At 39.3% G+C, this 16,370-nt stretch carries 14 protein-coding genes and 1 rRNA gene; 10 read left to right on the top strand and 5 right to left on the bottom strand.

Going from position 1 to position 16,370, the window contains the following annotated elements:
• Positions 1-4: 4 nt before the first annotated feature.
• Entirely contained in the window at positions 5-229 is a 225-nt protein-coding gene (locus M3182_RS08005) for a mother cell protein YfhS (RefSeq protein WP_251429150.1), read from the bottom strand.
• Between the two features lie 112 nt (positions 230-341).
• On the opposite strand from M3182_RS08005, the gene fabL reads away from it, so the two are divergent.
• The 5 genes from fabL (at position 342) to M3182_RS08030 (ending at position 4,741) form a co-directional block, all read left to right on the top strand.
• On the top strand, positions 342-1,091 hold the full coding sequence (fabL, locus tag M3182_RS08010) for an enoyl-[acyl-carrier-protein] reductase FabL (RefSeq protein ID WP_251557600.1): 750 nt from the start codon (positions 342-344) through the stop codon (positions 1,089-1,091).
• A 98-nt stretch (positions 1,092-1,189) separates the two neighbouring features.
• Complete coding sequence (locus M3182_RS08015) at positions 1,190-1,516, top strand: gamma-type small acid-soluble spore protein (protein ID WP_251429156.1); 327 nt, start codon at positions 1,190-1,192, stop codon at positions 1,514-1,516.
• A gap of 408 nt (positions 1,517-1,924) precedes the next feature.
• Entirely contained in the window at positions 1,925-2,179 is a 255-nt protein-coding gene (locus M3182_RS08020; protein ID WP_251429223.1) for a YgaB family protein, read from the top strand.
• Positions 2,180-2,379: 200 nt separating this feature from the next.
• Positions 2,380-2,910, top strand: a complete 531-nt coding sequence (ntdP, locus tag M3182_RS08025; RefSeq protein WP_251429159.1) for a nucleoside tri-diphosphate phosphatase — start codon at positions 2,380-2,382, stop codon at positions 2,908-2,910.
• An 82-nt stretch (positions 2,911-2,992) separates the two neighbouring features.
• Complete coding sequence (locus M3182_RS08030; protein WP_251429163.1) at positions 2,993-4,741, top strand: ABC transporter ATP-binding protein; 1,749 nt, start codon at positions 2,993-2,995, stop codon at positions 4,739-4,741.
• Between the two features lie 139 nt (positions 4,742-4,880).
• Here M3182_RS08030 and M3182_RS08035 read toward each other — a convergent pair whose 3' ends face one another.
• From M3182_RS08035 to M3182_RS08045, 3 genes are all read right to left on the bottom strand, one after another.
• On the bottom strand, positions 4,881-5,963 hold the full coding sequence (locus M3182_RS08035) for an FUSC family protein (protein ID WP_251557601.1): 1,083 nt from the start codon (positions 5,961-5,963) through the stop codon (positions 4,881-4,883).
• Positions 5,964-6,201: 238 nt separating this feature from the next.
• The gene (locus M3182_RS08040; RefSeq protein WP_251557602.1) at positions 6,202-10,665 is read right to left on the bottom strand and encodes a glutamate synthase-related protein; all 4,464 of its coding nucleotides are present in this window, start codon (positions 10,663-10,665) and stop codon (positions 6,202-6,204) included.
• A gap of 351 nt (positions 10,666-11,016) precedes the next feature.
• Positions 11,017-12,312 carry a glutamate-1-semialdehyde 2,1-aminomutase gene (locus tag M3182_RS08045; RefSeq protein WP_251429172.1) on the bottom strand — a complete coding sequence of 432 codons (1,296 nt, stop codon included), beginning with the start codon at positions 12,310-12,312 and terminating at the stop codon, positions 11,017-11,019.
• Positions 12,313-12,479: 167 nt separating this feature from the next.
• On the opposite strand from M3182_RS08045, the gene M3182_RS08050 reads away from it, so the two are divergent.
• From M3182_RS08050 to perR, 3 genes are all read left to right on the top strand, one after another.
• Entirely contained in the window at positions 12,480-12,902 is a 423-nt protein-coding gene (locus M3182_RS08050) for a potassium channel family protein (protein WP_251429175.1), read from the top strand.
• A 70-nt stretch (positions 12,903-12,972) separates the two neighbouring features.
• Complete coding sequence (gene bcp / locus M3182_RS08055) at positions 12,973-13,443, top strand: thioredoxin-dependent thiol peroxidase (protein WP_251429178.1); 471 nt, start codon at positions 12,973-12,975, stop codon at positions 13,441-13,443.
• Between the two features lie 472 nt (positions 13,444-13,915).
• Positions 13,916-14,353 (top strand): peroxide-responsive transcriptional repressor PerR, encoded by a 438-nt coding sequence (gene perR, locus M3182_RS08060; protein ID WP_251429226.1) that lies wholly within the window; start codon positions 13,916-13,918, stop codon positions 14,351-14,353.
• Between the two features lie 75 nt (positions 14,354-14,428).
• Here perR and M3182_RS08065 read toward each other — a convergent pair whose 3' ends face one another.
• Entirely contained in the window at positions 14,429-14,776 is a 348-nt protein-coding gene (locus tag M3182_RS08065) for a YgzB family protein (protein ID WP_251429181.1), read from the bottom strand.
• A gap of 131 nt (positions 14,777-14,907) precedes the next feature.
• Between M3182_RS08065 and M3182_RS08070 the strand changes: the two genes are divergently transcribed.
• Both M3182_RS08070 and M3182_RS08075 read left to right on the top strand, forming a co-directional pair.
• Positions 14,908-15,774 carry a nucleotidyltransferase-like protein gene (locus M3182_RS08070; RefSeq protein WP_251429184.1) on the top strand — a complete coding sequence of 289 codons (867 nt, stop codon included), beginning with the start codon at positions 14,908-14,910 and terminating at the stop codon, positions 15,772-15,774.
• Between the two features lie 289 nt (positions 15,775-16,063).
• Positions 16,064-16,370: ribosomal RNA gene (locus M3182_RS08075) — 16S ribosomal RNA — on the top strand; the annotation flags it as partial.

Here is a 16,370-nt window from a genome sequence, read left to right on the forward strand (position 1 = left end):
AATGTCAGTCATATTGGATTTTCGTTCCATGTGTATAATCCGCTTCATTTCGCTTTAAGCCGCCACGTCTTTCAATTTCTTCAACAATTTGTCTATGCAGTGATTGGCCTTCGACATTTAAATAAGGTACGACTTGTTGCATGGAATGATGAAAAAAGGCTAGTTCACTGTCTTTCCAGTCTGTTTTAGAAATCATCGTCAGTTCAGTCATATCCCTTCCTACATACATATCATCTCTTCCTTTCTGTTGAGAAACTATGAGTAGTTTGAGTACGAGGATTGTCTTATATACTCGGAACCGATAAAATTAAAACCAAATTGATAAGAAGGGAAGAAATACAATGGAGAATAAAGTTGCACTTGTAACAGGTAGTAGTCGGGGAATTGGAAAAAGAATTGCCCTTGAATTAGCGAAAGAAGGATACGACCTAGTCATAAATTATGCTCGAAGTAAAAATGCTGCCCTAGAAACAGCGAAAGAAATTGAGGCACTTGGACGTAAAGCTTTGGTAATTAAAGCTAATGTAGGTGACGTTGAAAAAATTAAACAGATGTTTGAAAAGATAGATGAAGAATATGGGAGGTTAGACATTTTTGTCAATAATGCGGCCTCGGGTGTTCAACGGCCTGCGTTGGAGCTGGAAGAAAAACATTGGGATTGGACAATGAATATTAACAGTAAGGCCCTATTGTTCTGTGCACAAGAAGCAGCCAAATTGATGGAGAAAAATGGGGAAGGAAAAATTGTCAGTATCAGTTCCCTTGGTTCAATACGTTATCTAGAAAATTATACGGCAGTCGGCGTGTCGAAAGCTGCCTTAGAGGCGCTAACTCGCTATTTGGCTGTGGAATTAGCTCGGAAAAACATTATTGTAAATGCTGTTTCTGGAGGGGCAGTCGATACAGATGCCTTAGCGCACTTCCCAAATCGAGAAGAGATGTTGGCTGAGGCCAGAGAGAAAACTCCAGCCGGTAGAATGGTGGAAATGGACGACATTGTCAACAGTGTGATGTTCCTTTTAGGTGATCGATCTGATATGATTCGTGGACAAACTATTATAGTGGATGGCGGGATTTCACTGCTGGTATAGGCTCCCACTTTTTTAAAAAATATTCTTTTTTTTCTTCTTGTTTTTTTGGATATCACCTTAACCCGATGGTTACATTAATAGTCGTGGAGGTGATAACAATGGCAAACAGACAAAACCAAACTCAATCTGGTACAAACATTCAGCAAGTAAGACAACAAAACGCTCAAGCTTCTCAAGGTGGAGCTGCAGGTGCTGGGCAATTCGGTACTGAGTTCGCTAGTGAAACAAACGCGCAACAAGTACGTGAGCAAAACGCTCGTGCTTCTCGCGCTGGTGGAGCTGCAACTGCAAAGTCTGGCCAAGGCCAATATGCAACTGAATTTGGTCTAGAAAGCCAAACGAATGCACAAGAAGTACGCCGCCAAAACCAGCAAGCTGAAGCTAAAAAATCTCAGAACGCTGGTGGACAATTCGGACAACAATAATTGCCCATTTACAGAATAACATCTCTCCTTCGGGGGAGATGTTTTTTTGTATTGAAGTAGTGTTAGCATGATCCTTTCAAAGTTTAAATCCTATGGTTTTAAAAAACAGAAAATCCCCGTTTAATTACATAAAATTACGTTCTAACTTCAGAAATTGAAACAAAAACCATTTTCCTGTTTACAAAAAAAGTTGTTTTCACAAAGTTAGCTATGATTCCATTCAAAGTTCGTTTCGAGACAAAAAGAGCCAAACAAAGCAACATAAAGCTGATATATGTACATTAAAAAAACTAATGATTAACTCTTTCGACAAAGAATCCTATTCATCAACAGAACTAGTCAAAGGAAGCATAGTTGTTACCACGAATTATAAAAGTAGAAAAACTTATTACAGGCGGTGGCAGAAAAGTGAATCAGTTTAATGAATTAGTTTCTATGCAAATGAAAACAATGGATAAGCTCCTATATTTACAGTCTGAACTTGAGCGCTGCCAACAGATTGAACAACAGCTTGCCACGTTAAGACAGAATACAGAATTAGTGGAGATACGGGAAGAAATTGATCGGATGAAGGAAGAACTAAAAGATATCCATAGGACATTTGAAGAACAAACGGAAGAGGTCATCCGCTCCTATCAAGAAATGAAGATCATGATTCCCTGACAAGGAGACAGCAGTCAGGAGAAAATAAGCAATGATTGGAGCCCCTAATTCAAAAACGGTGGCTCTTTTGTTTTAAATTTTAAGTATAACCGTTATAATAGTAACAAAAAGGAATCGTTTTGTTGCCTTGTGTCGGTTTTAGTTACAATAAATGTAATTAGGTTGCAAAATCTCCAAGAAAGGAAAGTAGGGGAGAAGTTATGGGCGTACCCACCGAAGGTGAATCAGTCCAAATACATAGTTATAAGCATAATGGTCACATCCATAGAGTTTGGGATGAGACAACGGTTTTAAAGGGCACGCAAAACCTCGTTATCGGTGGTAATGATCGCACCATTGTAACGGAGTCTGACGGGCGTACTTGGATAACTAGAGAGCCCGCTATTTGTTATTTTCATTCTCAGCATTGGTTCAATGTAATCGGAATGATCCGTGAAGATGGCGTTTATTATTATTGCAATCTTAGTTCTCCGTTTATCTTTGACGATGAAGCCCTAAAATACATTGATTACGATTTGGATATTAAAGTATTTCCGGATATGACGTTTAATTTGTTGGATGAAGATGAGTATGAACGACATCGTCAAGAGATGCAGTATCCTGAAGTAATAGACAAAATTTTAAAGTTTAATGTTGAAAAGCTCATTCGTTGGATTAGGCAAAGAAAGGGCCCGTTTGCTCCCGATTTTATTGATATTTGGTATGAACGGTATTTAACTTACAGACGTTGAGTGGTAGAAACCTGTTGGTTAGCCCAGCAGGTTTTTTTACCTGTTAACGAAAAGCATGTATTAACTTAGGGGGAATTTCACCTTGGGCAGTATAAACAGATATCTTCAATTTGTAAAACCATATCGGTGGCAGATTATAGGAACCATTATTATTGGGGTCTTGAAATTTGCGATCCCCCTCTTGATTCCATTATTAATTAAATTTGTTTTAGACGATATCGTGCAAAACGACGATATGACTGGTGCGGAAAAATCAGATCAATTACTCTTAGTTATGGGTATCATGATTGTCGTTTTTGTCGTTTTGCGCCCACCTATTGAATATTATCGCCAATATTTTGCACAGTGGACGGCTAGTAAGATTTTATACGATATTCGCGATAGATTGTTTACACACCTTCAAAAACTAAGCTTTAAGTATTACTCAAATACTAGGGCAGGAGAGGTTATTTCGAGGGTCATCAATGATGTTGAACAAACGAAGACATTTGTAATTACAGGGTTGATGAATTTATGGCTAGATGTCGCAACGATTATAATCGCTGTAACGATCATGTTCACTATGGATATAGGCCTAACATTTGTTTCTTTGGTCCTATTTCCGTTATATGCCTTTTCAATCCGCTACTTTTTTGGGAATCTTCGGAAGTTGACAAGGGTGCGTTCTCAAGCACTAGCAGAAGTGCAGAGTTATTTGCATGAGCGTGTTGCTGGAATATCATTGGTGAAAAGCTTTGCCTTAGAGGAGCATGAGCAGAAGCAATTTGATAAGCAAAACAGAAATTTCTTAGAAAAAGCGCTAGACCATACACGTTGGAATGCAAAAGCGTTTGCTGTGGTAAACACAATTACGGATATTGCTCCGTTGTTGGTTATTGGGTATGCTGGCTTTCAAGCAGTTAACGGGGATATCACCATTGGAACGATGGTTGCTTTTATTGCTTATATTGATAAACTCTATAATCCGCTAAGGAGATTAGTGAATTCTTCTACAACTCTTACTCAGTCGATTGCATCAATGGATAGGGTTTTTGAATTTATGGATGAGAAATACGATATTCAGGACACTCCAAATGCCGTTGAGTTAGAAAAGGTACACGGAGAAATAAAGTTTGAAAATGTGAACTTTGCTTATGAAGAGAAAGGCGAGTCCGTCCTAAAAAATATCAATCTTGAAGTGAAAAAAGGGGAGACCATTGCTCTTGTGGGAATGAGTGGAGGTGGAAAGTCTTCATTTGTCAGCTTGATCCCAAGGTTTTATGACACGACGGAGGGAAGAATCTTATTAGACGGTAAGGATATTCGAAACTTTAAAGTTCGGTCCCTACGCGATAAGATTGGTATGGTTCTTCAAGATAATATTTTATTTAGTGAATCGGTGAAAACGAATATCCTCCTTGGAAATCCAAGTGCGACAGATGAGGAGGTCATAGCAGCAGCTATGGCCGCAAATGCACATGATTTCATTATGGCGCTACCTGAAGGCTATGATACGAAAGTGGGAGAGAGGGGAGTTAAACTTTCCGGAGGACAGCGGCAGCGTGTGGCAATTGCCCGTGTCTTTTTGAAAAATCCACCAATCTTGATTCTGGATGAAGCGACCTCAGCGCTTGATTTAGAAAGTGAACATTTAATTCAGGAAGCACTCGAAAAACTGGCTAAGGATCGGACGACTTTCCTCGTGGCACACAGGCTATCAACGATTACACATGCAGATCGTATTGTATTGATTGAACATGGGGAGATCGTAGAAGTTGGAAATCATGAGGAGTTAATGAGTCTTGAAGGAGGCTATCACCGATTATTCCAGGTGCAGCAGCTTGAAGATTAAAAAGGTATAGATAAGATAAAAACAGCAGCCGAAAGATTGGCTGCTGTTTTTCAATAAGGCTGTTTTCTTATACTTTTTTGTTAAAATTTGGTGTGTAATGCCAGTCATCCTCTTATGAGACTCTTTTACTTTTACTTGCTTATTCTTCTATCTTGGTCTCAACTTCTAGATGTTGGTCATCTTTATGAAAAGAGTGGAAGCTCGTAATTAAGGTGTCTAAATGTTCAACATGTTCTCCGTACTCCATGATGATAGAGACTAGCTGCATCATATGGTAGAGAATTTGTTTGTTATCATCAACAAAATCCTTTTGCTGTGAGAGGAACAACTCAAATAGTTCTTTTCGATTTAGGCATTCATGACCTTCCATGATGGCGGCCTCAGGTTTGATTTTTCCAATATATTTCAACAGTACTTGTTCATGGTGATTGATTAGGCAATCGAGTTCTTGTTGAATGGCCTCTTGAAAAGACTCAGGCATATGAAGAATTTCATTTTCGTAACGATGGAGTCTCTTCAATGTATCTAAAGCCTTCTTTGTCGTCGTATTCATTTGTCGATAAACGACAAGCTTCCGAGATTTTGCTAGGATATTTTTCTTAAAATAATCTCGCTCTTCTTTGTACATAACATATAAGTGTTCTAGCTTTAGAATTTCTTCTCTCAGTTTCTCTATATCAGCCTTTAGCAGTTGATGTTCCGTTGCATTCCGAGTGCTAATTCGAATCCACTTTGAAATTTCCTCTGTTATACTTGTGTTCTTTTGGTATAGCTTGCTTTCGTATTTGGGAGGCAAGAACACAAGATTGACTATAAATGCTGCAAATACACCAATCATTACTGTAGAAAAGCGAAGGAGAGCAAATTCTATGAATTCATCCCCAGGTGTCACCATAATGGCGATCAAGGTCACAAGTGAAAGTGAGATCGTATTTTCTAAGTTGAACTTGAGATTTAAGGTTATCAGCAAAATCGCTGCAAGACCGATGATAAAAAACTCATTCCCAAACATTAGAACAAATACAACCGCAATGACGGCTCCGATAATGTTCCCTTGAATTTGTTCGATTACGGTTAGATAAGATCGGTAAATTGTAGGTTGCAAAGCGAAGATGGCCGCAATCCCAGCAAAAACTGGGGAAGGGAGTTCGATCAGTTGAGCAAGAAATAAAGCTAAAATAATGGCAATTCCCGTTTTTAAAATTCGGGCTCCTAGTTTCATGTAGATAAATTTCCTTTCTATTTTATCCATATAAAGACAGAGTTAATATCATTTCTATTCCTTTTAGGATACCTTTATACGGAGTCTGTTAAACCAAACAACATTGTACTATACATGGGATTGAAAGGAAGTTCAAGGGAAATATATATGAAATTTGTGGAAAGAAGAGGGAGGCTTTTAAATGTTTTGTAAAGGCAAGAAAAAGCGGTCGAAATTGACCACTTTTTCTCTATGTTTATTATTCAGTGGAAACAGCTGGATCAGCCTGTTCTTTGACTGGCACTACTTGTAGAAATGCCTGCTCAGGTTGTTTAAGGAGCTTTGAGAGCTCGATAGCTTCCTCTTTTTGATCGTGGGCATTCAACAACTCAATATAGCGACTAAGTAATTCTTGAACGTCTTTTTTTCCCATTGCATTCAGTGGATCGATTGAAACCTTTGCCCCTTTAGCGATTCTGCGTTGCAGTGCTTCCTCTGTTAGACCCAATTCCGGTTGATGACGAAGATAAACAACGCCCCCTGTCATCCCTGCGCAAATCCAAGGTCCCGGATCGCCAAGGACAAGCCCGCGTCCGTTTGTCATGTATTCAAATGCAAATCCTTTAATATTTGCATTTGCGCCGATATTTCCAGCTTCTTTTGCAGGTATAGGATCTTTTACAAGGCCGCCAATGATCATATCCGCACCAGAAAGTCTAATCCCTGCACGAGCATCTGCGTTTCCTTGAGCAACAAGTAGTCCCTTTTGAGCTCCGTAGCCAAACCCTTTTCCGACGGAACCATTATAAAACTGACCATCTTTTCCTTTCGTTTTAAAGATGAGGATGTTTCCTCCGAATGAAGTTTTTCCGACTCCGTCTTGACCGCCGCCATCGACATCAATCGTAATCCCTTCTGTATTATAGGCGCCAAGCCCGTTTCCGAGTATCGACTTTTTATATCGTAAAGAGATTGGTGATAGTTGTTTATAAGAACCATCAAGGCGGCCCCGAACTCGATGACAACTTACGCGGCTGGCGAGAACTCTTTGCCCGGCAGTAACCGCTTCGAATTGACGAGAATGATGTAGTTCTTCATCCACTGCATCAAGATATTCAGCTCCGGCTGCTACTTGGAGTTGTTTAGCCTCTATAGTAGCGGCAGCTTCTTGGTAGAATAGCTGGCTGATTTCAAGTGGTTTTAATAAATTACTTAAATCAAGTAAGTCTTTTCCTTTTACTTGTTCCAGTAGATCTGATCGCCCAACCACATCTTGAAGGTTTTTAACTCCGACGGAAGCTGCTAATCTTTTCAATTCGTTCCCGAAAGCACCAAATAAGTTCATAATGCCTTGAACTGCTAAATCGAATTGTCTTGGAACAAAACGCCGAAGCCCGTGTTCCTTGGCTTGTGTTTCCGACTCAATTTGCGTTGCGATTCCCACATGGCATGTATCAAGATGACAACCTCGGCATGTGGTACAGCCGATAGCCAGCATAGAAAGTGTTCCGAACCCAATACGGTTCGCCCCAAGGAGCATAACCTTAAAAGCGTCTAACGCGCTCTTAATACCACCGTCAGCCCAAATTTCAACTGTATCACGAAGCCCTGCTTCGAGCAGGGCGTTATGTGCTGCTTTAACACCAATCTCTACAGGAAGACCTACATGCTGGAGAGCATGAATACGAGCAGCACCGGTTCCGCCGTCAAAGCCACTTAGTGTAATAATATCCGCTCCAGCTTTGGCGATTCCAACCGCGATAGTCCCGATGTTTGGTACTACAGGAACTTTAACAGAGACCTTCGCTTTGTCGTTTGCTGTTTTGAGTTCATGAATCATCTGCGCTAAATCCTCAATTGAATAGATATCATGGTTATTTGAAGGGGAAATCAAATCAGAACCAATTGTTGCATTACGAGCTTCTGCAATCTTAGCAGTTACTTTTGAACCTGGTAAATGTCCGCCTTCGCCTGGCTTAGCTCCTTGCCCAATCTTAATTTCTAATAAGTTGGAGGAGTTTAACAACTCAGCATTTACACCAAAACGACCGGAAGCAACTTGCTGTCCGCGGGTGCGCGGATATTTACCGAGCATATCTTTAATTTCACCGCCTTCGCCGTTAAGTGAGACCATATTTAATCGATCTGCCCCTTCAGCGTAGGCACGGAATGCAATTTCGTTTTGAGAACCAAATGACATTGATGAGATGATGAAAGGTAAACTGTGTTCGCCCACACTAATATCTACATCATTAGAGCTGACGCTAGAATCTGTCTGTTTTAATCCAGTTAAGTGCCTAATGGTTGTAGGATTTTTCTCTTCTTGTTCTGAGATTTTTTCTCGGTAACCATTGTAATCTCCAGTCGATGCGACTTCACCAATTGCTTTCCATATCCGTGGGAAAAGACTGAAAGGTTTTCCGATGCGCTCTTTCTCGCTTTGATAATCCTGCGCTCTGGCAAGGGCATCCTCTTTCATTAAACTAAAACTAAATTGCAAGTTCTCGTTGCCAAAGAAGTTCACGATATTAAGATAGTTTGCTAGTTCTTTGTTTAAACCGATGGCTGAGAACAAACGACTGTATCCACGAAGCTCGTGAATCCCAATCGTTGAAATGACTTTTTCAAGCCCTTTTGTTAAAGCGCTATAAAGATTAATTAAAGGCTTAGTAGATTCACCACTAACGGTTAAAAACATATAGTAAGGGCTGATAACATCTGCCCCAAGGCCCAGGGCTGTTATGATATCATGCAAAGACCGAATCGCTGCGGAACGAAGCAAGAGTGAACAATTTCTCCTTAAGTCTGCTTTCGTTAGTGCTTGGTCAATAGTTGAAATAACTAGATGAGGATCAAGCCATAGTCCATCTCGATGTGCTTTAGCATCATCTAAAATTAATAACGCTTTGCCGCTTTCAACAGCAGAAATGGCTTCAGCTGAAACGCGCTCAAGTGCTGTTGGTATCGTCTCGTTTTCTGTGAAAATCGTTTCGATATAGCTTACTAGTTTCTTCTCTTGATAGAAATGAATGATTTGATCCGCACTTGGTTGACTTGTTTCAAGGTAGCAGTCATAGCCTAGTTTCCCTTCAACCAATACTGGAGTAGTCAATTCAATAACTTCGCTGGCATCCTCGTTATTAAATAATGTTGGTCGTTTTCCAATGACTGTCCTGGTGGAGAAATGTTCTGCTTCTCGGTCACGGTCAATTGCAGGGTTTGTCACGACAGCTACGCTTTCTTTGATGAAATCTGCTATATTTCTACGTTCCGGATTTAAAGCAGCTAATGGTGAATCATGACCAAGGGAACGGATGGGTTCAATCCCTTTTTCAGCCATTTGCTCAACCAGTTGAACATGATCACGCTCCCATCCGAAGGCCTTGTACTGACCATTATGAATTTTCTCTGGGTAACGAATCGTAACGGTTTTTTCAAAGGTAGAAATATCTAAGCGACGACGTGCCCCGTTAAAATCAATTCGGGTGGAAAAACGTTGATAAACTTCTTCTTGGAGTTTATGATGCTCGTAAACTTCAATTCTATTATTATTCCACTTTAGGCCGATTTTTTCTCCAGGTGAAAGTGGCTTAGGTTCCCCGACGTAATCCTCGGCTGGAATTACCCCTGGTTCAGATGAGAAGAGGTAAGAGTTTTCAATTTCAACCATCCATAAAGGCCGTAAACCTAATGCATCCACACTAAAAACGGCTTCATCCCCATACCGAGAGATAATCGCAGCAGGCCCTTGGGCATAATGTCCCCAAGCCTCGCGGAGGTAAGTATATAGGTCTTGTAACTTGGTTGGATAGGACTTGATTTCATTAATAATAGGTGGAAACATTACGTCCATTGCTTCAAAAAGCGAATATCCATCACGGCAAATAAAGGTTTCTAATGTTCTACTTAAATCTTGTGAATCGCTTCCGTCTTTAACAAGCGGGACATGGATCATATTGGCTTCATCGCGTAATTTCGCAATTGTATTAATTTCTCCGTTATGGCCAATTACGCTAAAAGGCTGAACGCGAAAAAAGCTAGATAATGTATTCGTTGAGTAACGATTGTGACCAAGTGTCATGGTTGAAGCAACAAGAGGATTAGCTAAATCATAATAATACTTCGGAAGGATGTCACCGGCCCCCATTACTTTATAAATGGCGTGATATTGGCTAAGTGAAGCGACATGAACTTCATGATTCTTTTCGAAGTCTACGATGACTGTAAACAATTTTTTTGAAAGGTCAGCGCCTGACACTTCCGAAATACAAGCAAATTGCCAGAATACAGGGTTTTCTTGAATAGCGATGGGTCCAAGGGCAGAAGGATTGGTCACTTTGTCTGAATCAAAGATGAGGGAGAGGCCATGTTGACTGAGCTTCTCTTTAAGTTCTTGTTTTGTTTTAGAGGCGTCACAATTACGTGATAGAAAAATATGTCCGACAACAAATTGATCACGGTCGACTACAGAAGAATCGATACCGGCAGAGTGTAATTTTTCTTTCCAGAGTCTGCGAGGGATATCAATATGAATGCCGACACCGTCACCTTCACCATTAATAAAACCTGCTCGGTGGTTCATTGTAACTAGTCCTTCGATACAATGAAAAATATTCTCTCTAGTAGGTACTTTTTGCTTCTCTACACAAGCTATAATTCCACAGGCATCATGTTCTTGTCGATAAAAATTTTTAAATAAAGATGGGCTCCAATTTTCTTTCATATAATCGGCTATTCAAAGGGAGTTCCTTCAGCCGGTTCACCTCCTGAAAATTTGTGTTAGTTTAGCTGCCAATGAAGGAGCGAAAGTGGGGAATAAGCAGTAAAATAAGATTAAAAATGATGAGACTGAAATTTAGAGTAGAAACAGCAAATGGAAAGTTACCGGAAAAGTTAGTTTATTTTATCATGGGAATTTTCAGAAATCAATTATTTATACAAAAATATGGATGAGATAACCCTCGGTTTTTGAGAAGGGGTCGGTAGATAACCTTGTATTGTAAGCGTTTGCATTGTTGCAAAGTTAAAAACAAGAGCTAAAGAGAGCTCTTGTTTTGTATAAGATACTGCATATTTATTCATTTGCTAATGAATAAAATGCATTGTCAACAGCATGAAGGGTAGCTTCGATGTCTTCCTTAGTATGAGCAATCGTAATAAACCAGGCTTCATATTTAGATGGTGCAAGATTAATACCTTGTTCGAGCATTAGTTTGAAGAACCGAGCGAACATTTCACCATCTGTATTTTCAGCTTGCTCATAATTCTCAACTTTTTCGTTTGTAAAGTAAACAGTTAGAGCTCCTTTTAAGCGATTTATGCTAATAGTGATTCCGTGTTTTTCGGCAGAATCGGTAATTCCTTGTTCAAGTATTGCGCCTAATTGATCTAAATAGTCGTATACACCGTCTTGTTTTAATACCTCAAGGCAGGCGATTCCTGATAAAATCGAAGCTGGATTCCCTGCCATCGTGCCAGCTTGATATGCTGGGCCAAGAGGTGCAACCTTTTCCATAATCTCTGCTCGACCACCGTAGGCTCCAATTGGAAGGCCGCCGCCAATGATTTTTCCCATCGCGGTCAAGTCTGGTTTTACCCCTAATAAATCCTGTGCACCACCGTACATAAATCGAAAAGCCGTAATAACTTCATCATAAATAACTAGAGCTCCAGCGTCGTGAGTTAGTTCATTCACTTGTTCAAGGAAGCCTGGCTTCGGTTCCACAATCCCAAAATTACCGACGATAGGTTCTACTAGGACCGCAGCAATTTCGTCTCCCCATTTAGATAGGGCCTCTTTAAACGGTTCGATATCATTGAATGGTACTGTAATAACTTCTTGAGCAATACTTTTTGGTACGCCCGCGGAATCAGGTGTTCCTAGGGTGGAAGGACCACTACCTGCTGCTACTAAGACTAAATCAGAGTGGCCATGGTAACATCCGGCAAATTTAATGATTTTATCTCTACCTGTATAGGCTCGGGCAACACGGATCGTTGTCATAACCGCTTCGGTTCCAGAATTGACGAAACGAACTTTTTCTAATGCAGGCATCGCTTCCTTCAACATTTTAGCGAATTTCACTTCATGTGGAGTAGGAGTTCCAAATAAAACCCCTGTTTCTGCTGCCTTTTTGATTGCTTCAGTTATATGAGGATGAGCATGTCCAGTGATGATTGGTCCGTAGGCTGCTAGATAGTCGATATATTGATTTCCGTCAACATCCCAAAAGTAAGCTCCCTGGCCACGTTCCATTACAACGGGAGCCCCGCCACCAACAGCTTTGTAAGATCTAGATGGGCTGTTCACTCCTCCAACAATATGTTCTACTGCTTCTTTATGTAATCTTTCAGAATTGGGTCTTTTCATTATGAGTTCCTCCTTACTAATATGCCGGTAATATTTTAGCATACTTTCTTTCTATTCTTCAGGAAGTTTTCATGAAGATTGTTGGAAGAAAGGTGGACTTGCCTGCATAGAAAAGGCTTTGAGCGCGTATAGATGAGAAAGAGACGCAGGGGAAACGGGGCGTAGAAATGGGCTTTTATTTTTCAATCATCATAATTATCCTTTGTATTGTACTGAGCCTGAGGGAGCTCTTTATTCCAGATAAAATTAAAGGTAAAAAGATGTCCATTGAGAACTTTTTTATCTTAGCTATTATTTATGCGACAGTTATGATCGGGTTTGGGTTGATTTATTTTTTAGTAGGAACCGAAGGTCACCCTGTCATCATGGAAGGTGAATACACAAAAAGTACGAGTACTAATGAAGCTATAACCACTATTTCTAAATTAGAAACTTGTATTTACTTTAGTGCAGTTACTCTTTTTTCAGTTGGATATGGGGATATTGCCCCTATTGGAATTGGGAGGTTCATCGCTGTTTTGGAAGCTTTGATTGGATACACGATTCCAACAGCTTTTGTTGCCCGCACAGTCTTTGATCGGAAAGTTTAAACAGTTGTTTGGTTGAAATAATCTTCTCATTTAGGATAGTCTTTATTTAGTGACTATAAAGGAGGAGAATATGGTAGTGGAATTAAATGAACTTGCCCCTGATTTCGCGCTGGAGGCCAGCAATGGGGAGACAGTGAGCCTTTCAGATTTTCGCGGGAAAAATGTTGTTCTTTATTTTTACCCAAAGGATATGACTCCAGGTTGTACTACAGAGGCCTGCGATTTCAGAGATCAACATGAAAACTTTGAAAATTTGGATGCGGTTATTTTAGGAGTAAGTCCGGATCCAATAAGTCGACATGAAAAATTTATTGAAAAACACGGTTTACCTTTCCTCTTGCTAGCGGATGAGGATCATAAGGTAGCGGAAGCTTTTGATGTATGGAAGCTTAAGAAAAACTTTGGAAAAGAATATATGGGAATAGAACGCTCCACTTTCATTATCAATAAAAAAGGGGAACTGGTAAAAGAATTTCGTAAAGTTAAAGTAAAAGGACATGTTGAGGAAGCTTTAGAATATATAAAAAATGAATTGCAATAAAGCCTATTTTTTTGATTAAAGGCATTTGTCCACTCATTTATTATCGATGTGAATACTTTATATTAGGGCATACCTCCTCAATTAAACTTTGATCGAGTCGAATAATCGGCTCGATCCTTTTTTTTACGGCAGAAAATAGATTTTGTATTTTTTAGGACTCACATCCTTCGGTTTTTAAATCTGTTATAGATAAGACTTTAACCTGTAAGTAACAAGAATTTTGTTTTTCTATTAGGGAAGGCTTAATAAAAGATAAGGTTTTTGCTAATTTTGTTGGAAAATCATGAGGCAAATTGCATACATATATGAAAAAAGAGGCAATCAGCGATTCCGTAGAAGGGGAAGTGGGTAATAAGTTAAGAGTAAACCCTGTGTGTGAGTGTCTAATATTGACAAAAGTACAGCAGACCTAGTACACTATTTATAAATATTATAAAGTAATAATTTGTAAAGAGAAGAGAGGTGCATGGCGATGGTTGAGAATCAGTTAAAAGAAGCTTTAGATGCCTTAAAGGATACAGGGGTTCGCATCACGCCGCAGCGTCATGCGATACTCGAATATTTAATTGAGTCAATGGCCCATCCAACAGCTGACGATATTTATAAGGCACTTGAAGGGAAATTTCCAAATATGAGTGTTGCGACAGTATATAATAACCTTAGAGTTTTCCGTGAGGTTGGTTTGGTGAAAGAATTGACATATGGTGATGCTTCTAGTCGTTTTGATTTTGTTACTACTCATCACTACCATGTCATTTGTAAAAGCTGTGGAAAGATTGTTGACTTCCATTACCCTGGTCTAGATGAGGTTGAACAGTTGGCATCCCATGTTACGGGTTTCCAAGTAGGTAACCATCGTTTGGAGATATATGGTACGTGTCCTGAATGTTCGGGTAAAGAAACGCATTGATCTGATTTATAAGGCAATGATAAAAAAGAAACTCTTGGATAACAAAAATGACTCGCAGATAAGCGAGTCATCTTGTTATCCTTTTTTATTGTAATCTTCATTAAACTCTTTACCGTCAAGCGAAGGATCAAGAGTTAAGGGTTCGTTGCAATGCATACAAATATCTACCCGACCCAAAATTTTCGTTTGTTTCCCACACCCTGGGCAAATAACTTGAACGGTCTTTGTAGATAACATTCCAATCCAGAAATAAACAATCGTGCTTGCGATAATAAATAGCAATCCTACAAGCATAAAAATGGTCATAACAATTGGATGATTACGAAAGAAGATTCCTCCATACATGACAAAAAAGCCTATAAAAATTAAGCTTAACGCGAATGTGCGGATTTTATTAATTTTACTTGAATATTTTTTTGCCATCCTTTTCCCTCCCAAGAGATAAGTCTATCATATCATCATAATGATTTTTTTTACAGCAGAAGAAAGGGAAAGCAGGATTTTTTGGCAACCTGTCGAACAAGTATTTCTATTATATAATTGGAGGAATTACCATGGAGGATATCCTTCGCCCGATTTATCAGGAAAGAGCTAGTCAGGCGAATACTATTGGTGTGTTGTTGATAGAAAAAAGGCAGCAACATTCAGCAGAAACTGATTTGTTTGATTCTATATTGCTCATTATAGTGAAAGAAGAGGATCAACCTATATTTGTGGAACATTATACTTATAATGATCAAAAGGCGGCAATGCATATTGTGACTGAAGCTCAACTTAAAGAATGGATGCTGCTAGGGAATAACCGCAAAATCTTCGACTGGCTATATGAGGGGATAATTCTGTTTGATCGAAATGAATATATTGCAAACTTGAAAAAGGAATTAAGAGACTTTCCTTTTTACGGTAGAAAGATAAAAATGGGTGTAGAATTTGCTAGGTTGATTCGCAGATATATGGATGGAAAGACTTTGTTTGATGACTATCAATATTTAGATGCTTATAATCATATTGTTCATTCTTTGCATCATTTAGCGCGGTTAACGATTATTGAAAATGGATTCCATCCTGAAGTAACAGTGTGGACGCAAGTGAAACGTATTGATCCAGAAATCTATAAATTATATGAGGAATTAGTATCAAGTGAAGAAACAATGCAAAAAAGACTGGAACTTTTGTTCTTAGCGAGTGAATTTCTAATCCACTCAAGAACGCAAATAGGTTCTTCACACCTCCTTTCAATATTATCTGAACGAGAAATTTGGACATTCAATCAAATGATGGAGCATCCCGAATTTAGTGTTTACTCTGTTGATTTAGAAATTCTTATTGAATATTTAATTGAAAAGAAGTTTATCAGCGTAGTGCCTATTGAAACAAAAGGAAAAAAGCTATATCAACGGTGTTATAAAGTCACAGGTTAAAAACTATTGTAAAAAAACAATAAAAAGTATTGACCTTTTTTAATATCCTTGATATATTAATAACCGTCGCTGCAGAACAAACTTTAAAAGGTTTTGCGGAGATGGTTAATTTCTTTTTTTAAAACAGTGTTGACATGAAAAACGCTGTATGTTAAATTAATAAAGTCGCTTCTTGAGTGGCTGATTGCTCTTTGAAAACTAAACAAACAAGCGTCAACAAACAATATTATCATGTCTTCGTATGAAGAACATGAGCCAACGTTTTATTTTATGAGCTTACTCATACTCTTTATTGGAGAGTTTGATCCTGGCTCAGGACGAACGCTGGCGGCGTGCCTAATACATGCAAGTCGAGCGGATCTTTTAAAAGCTTGCTTTTAAAAGATTAGCGGCGGACGGGTGAGTAACACGTGGGCAACTTGCCTGTAAGACTGGGATAACTCCGGGAAACCGGGGCTAATACCGGATCATTCATTTCCTCTCATGAGGAAATGCTGAAAGACGGTTTCGGCTGTCACTTACAGATGGGCCCGCGGCGCATTAGCTAGTTGGTGAGGTAACGGCTCACCAAGGCCACGATGCGTAGCCGACCTGAG

The organism is Mesobacillus maritimus (genome assembly GCF_023715205.1).
GTDB classification, from domain to species: domain Bacteria; phylum Bacillota; class Bacilli; order Bacillales; family Cytobacillaceae; genus Mesobacillus_B; species Mesobacillus_B maritimus_C.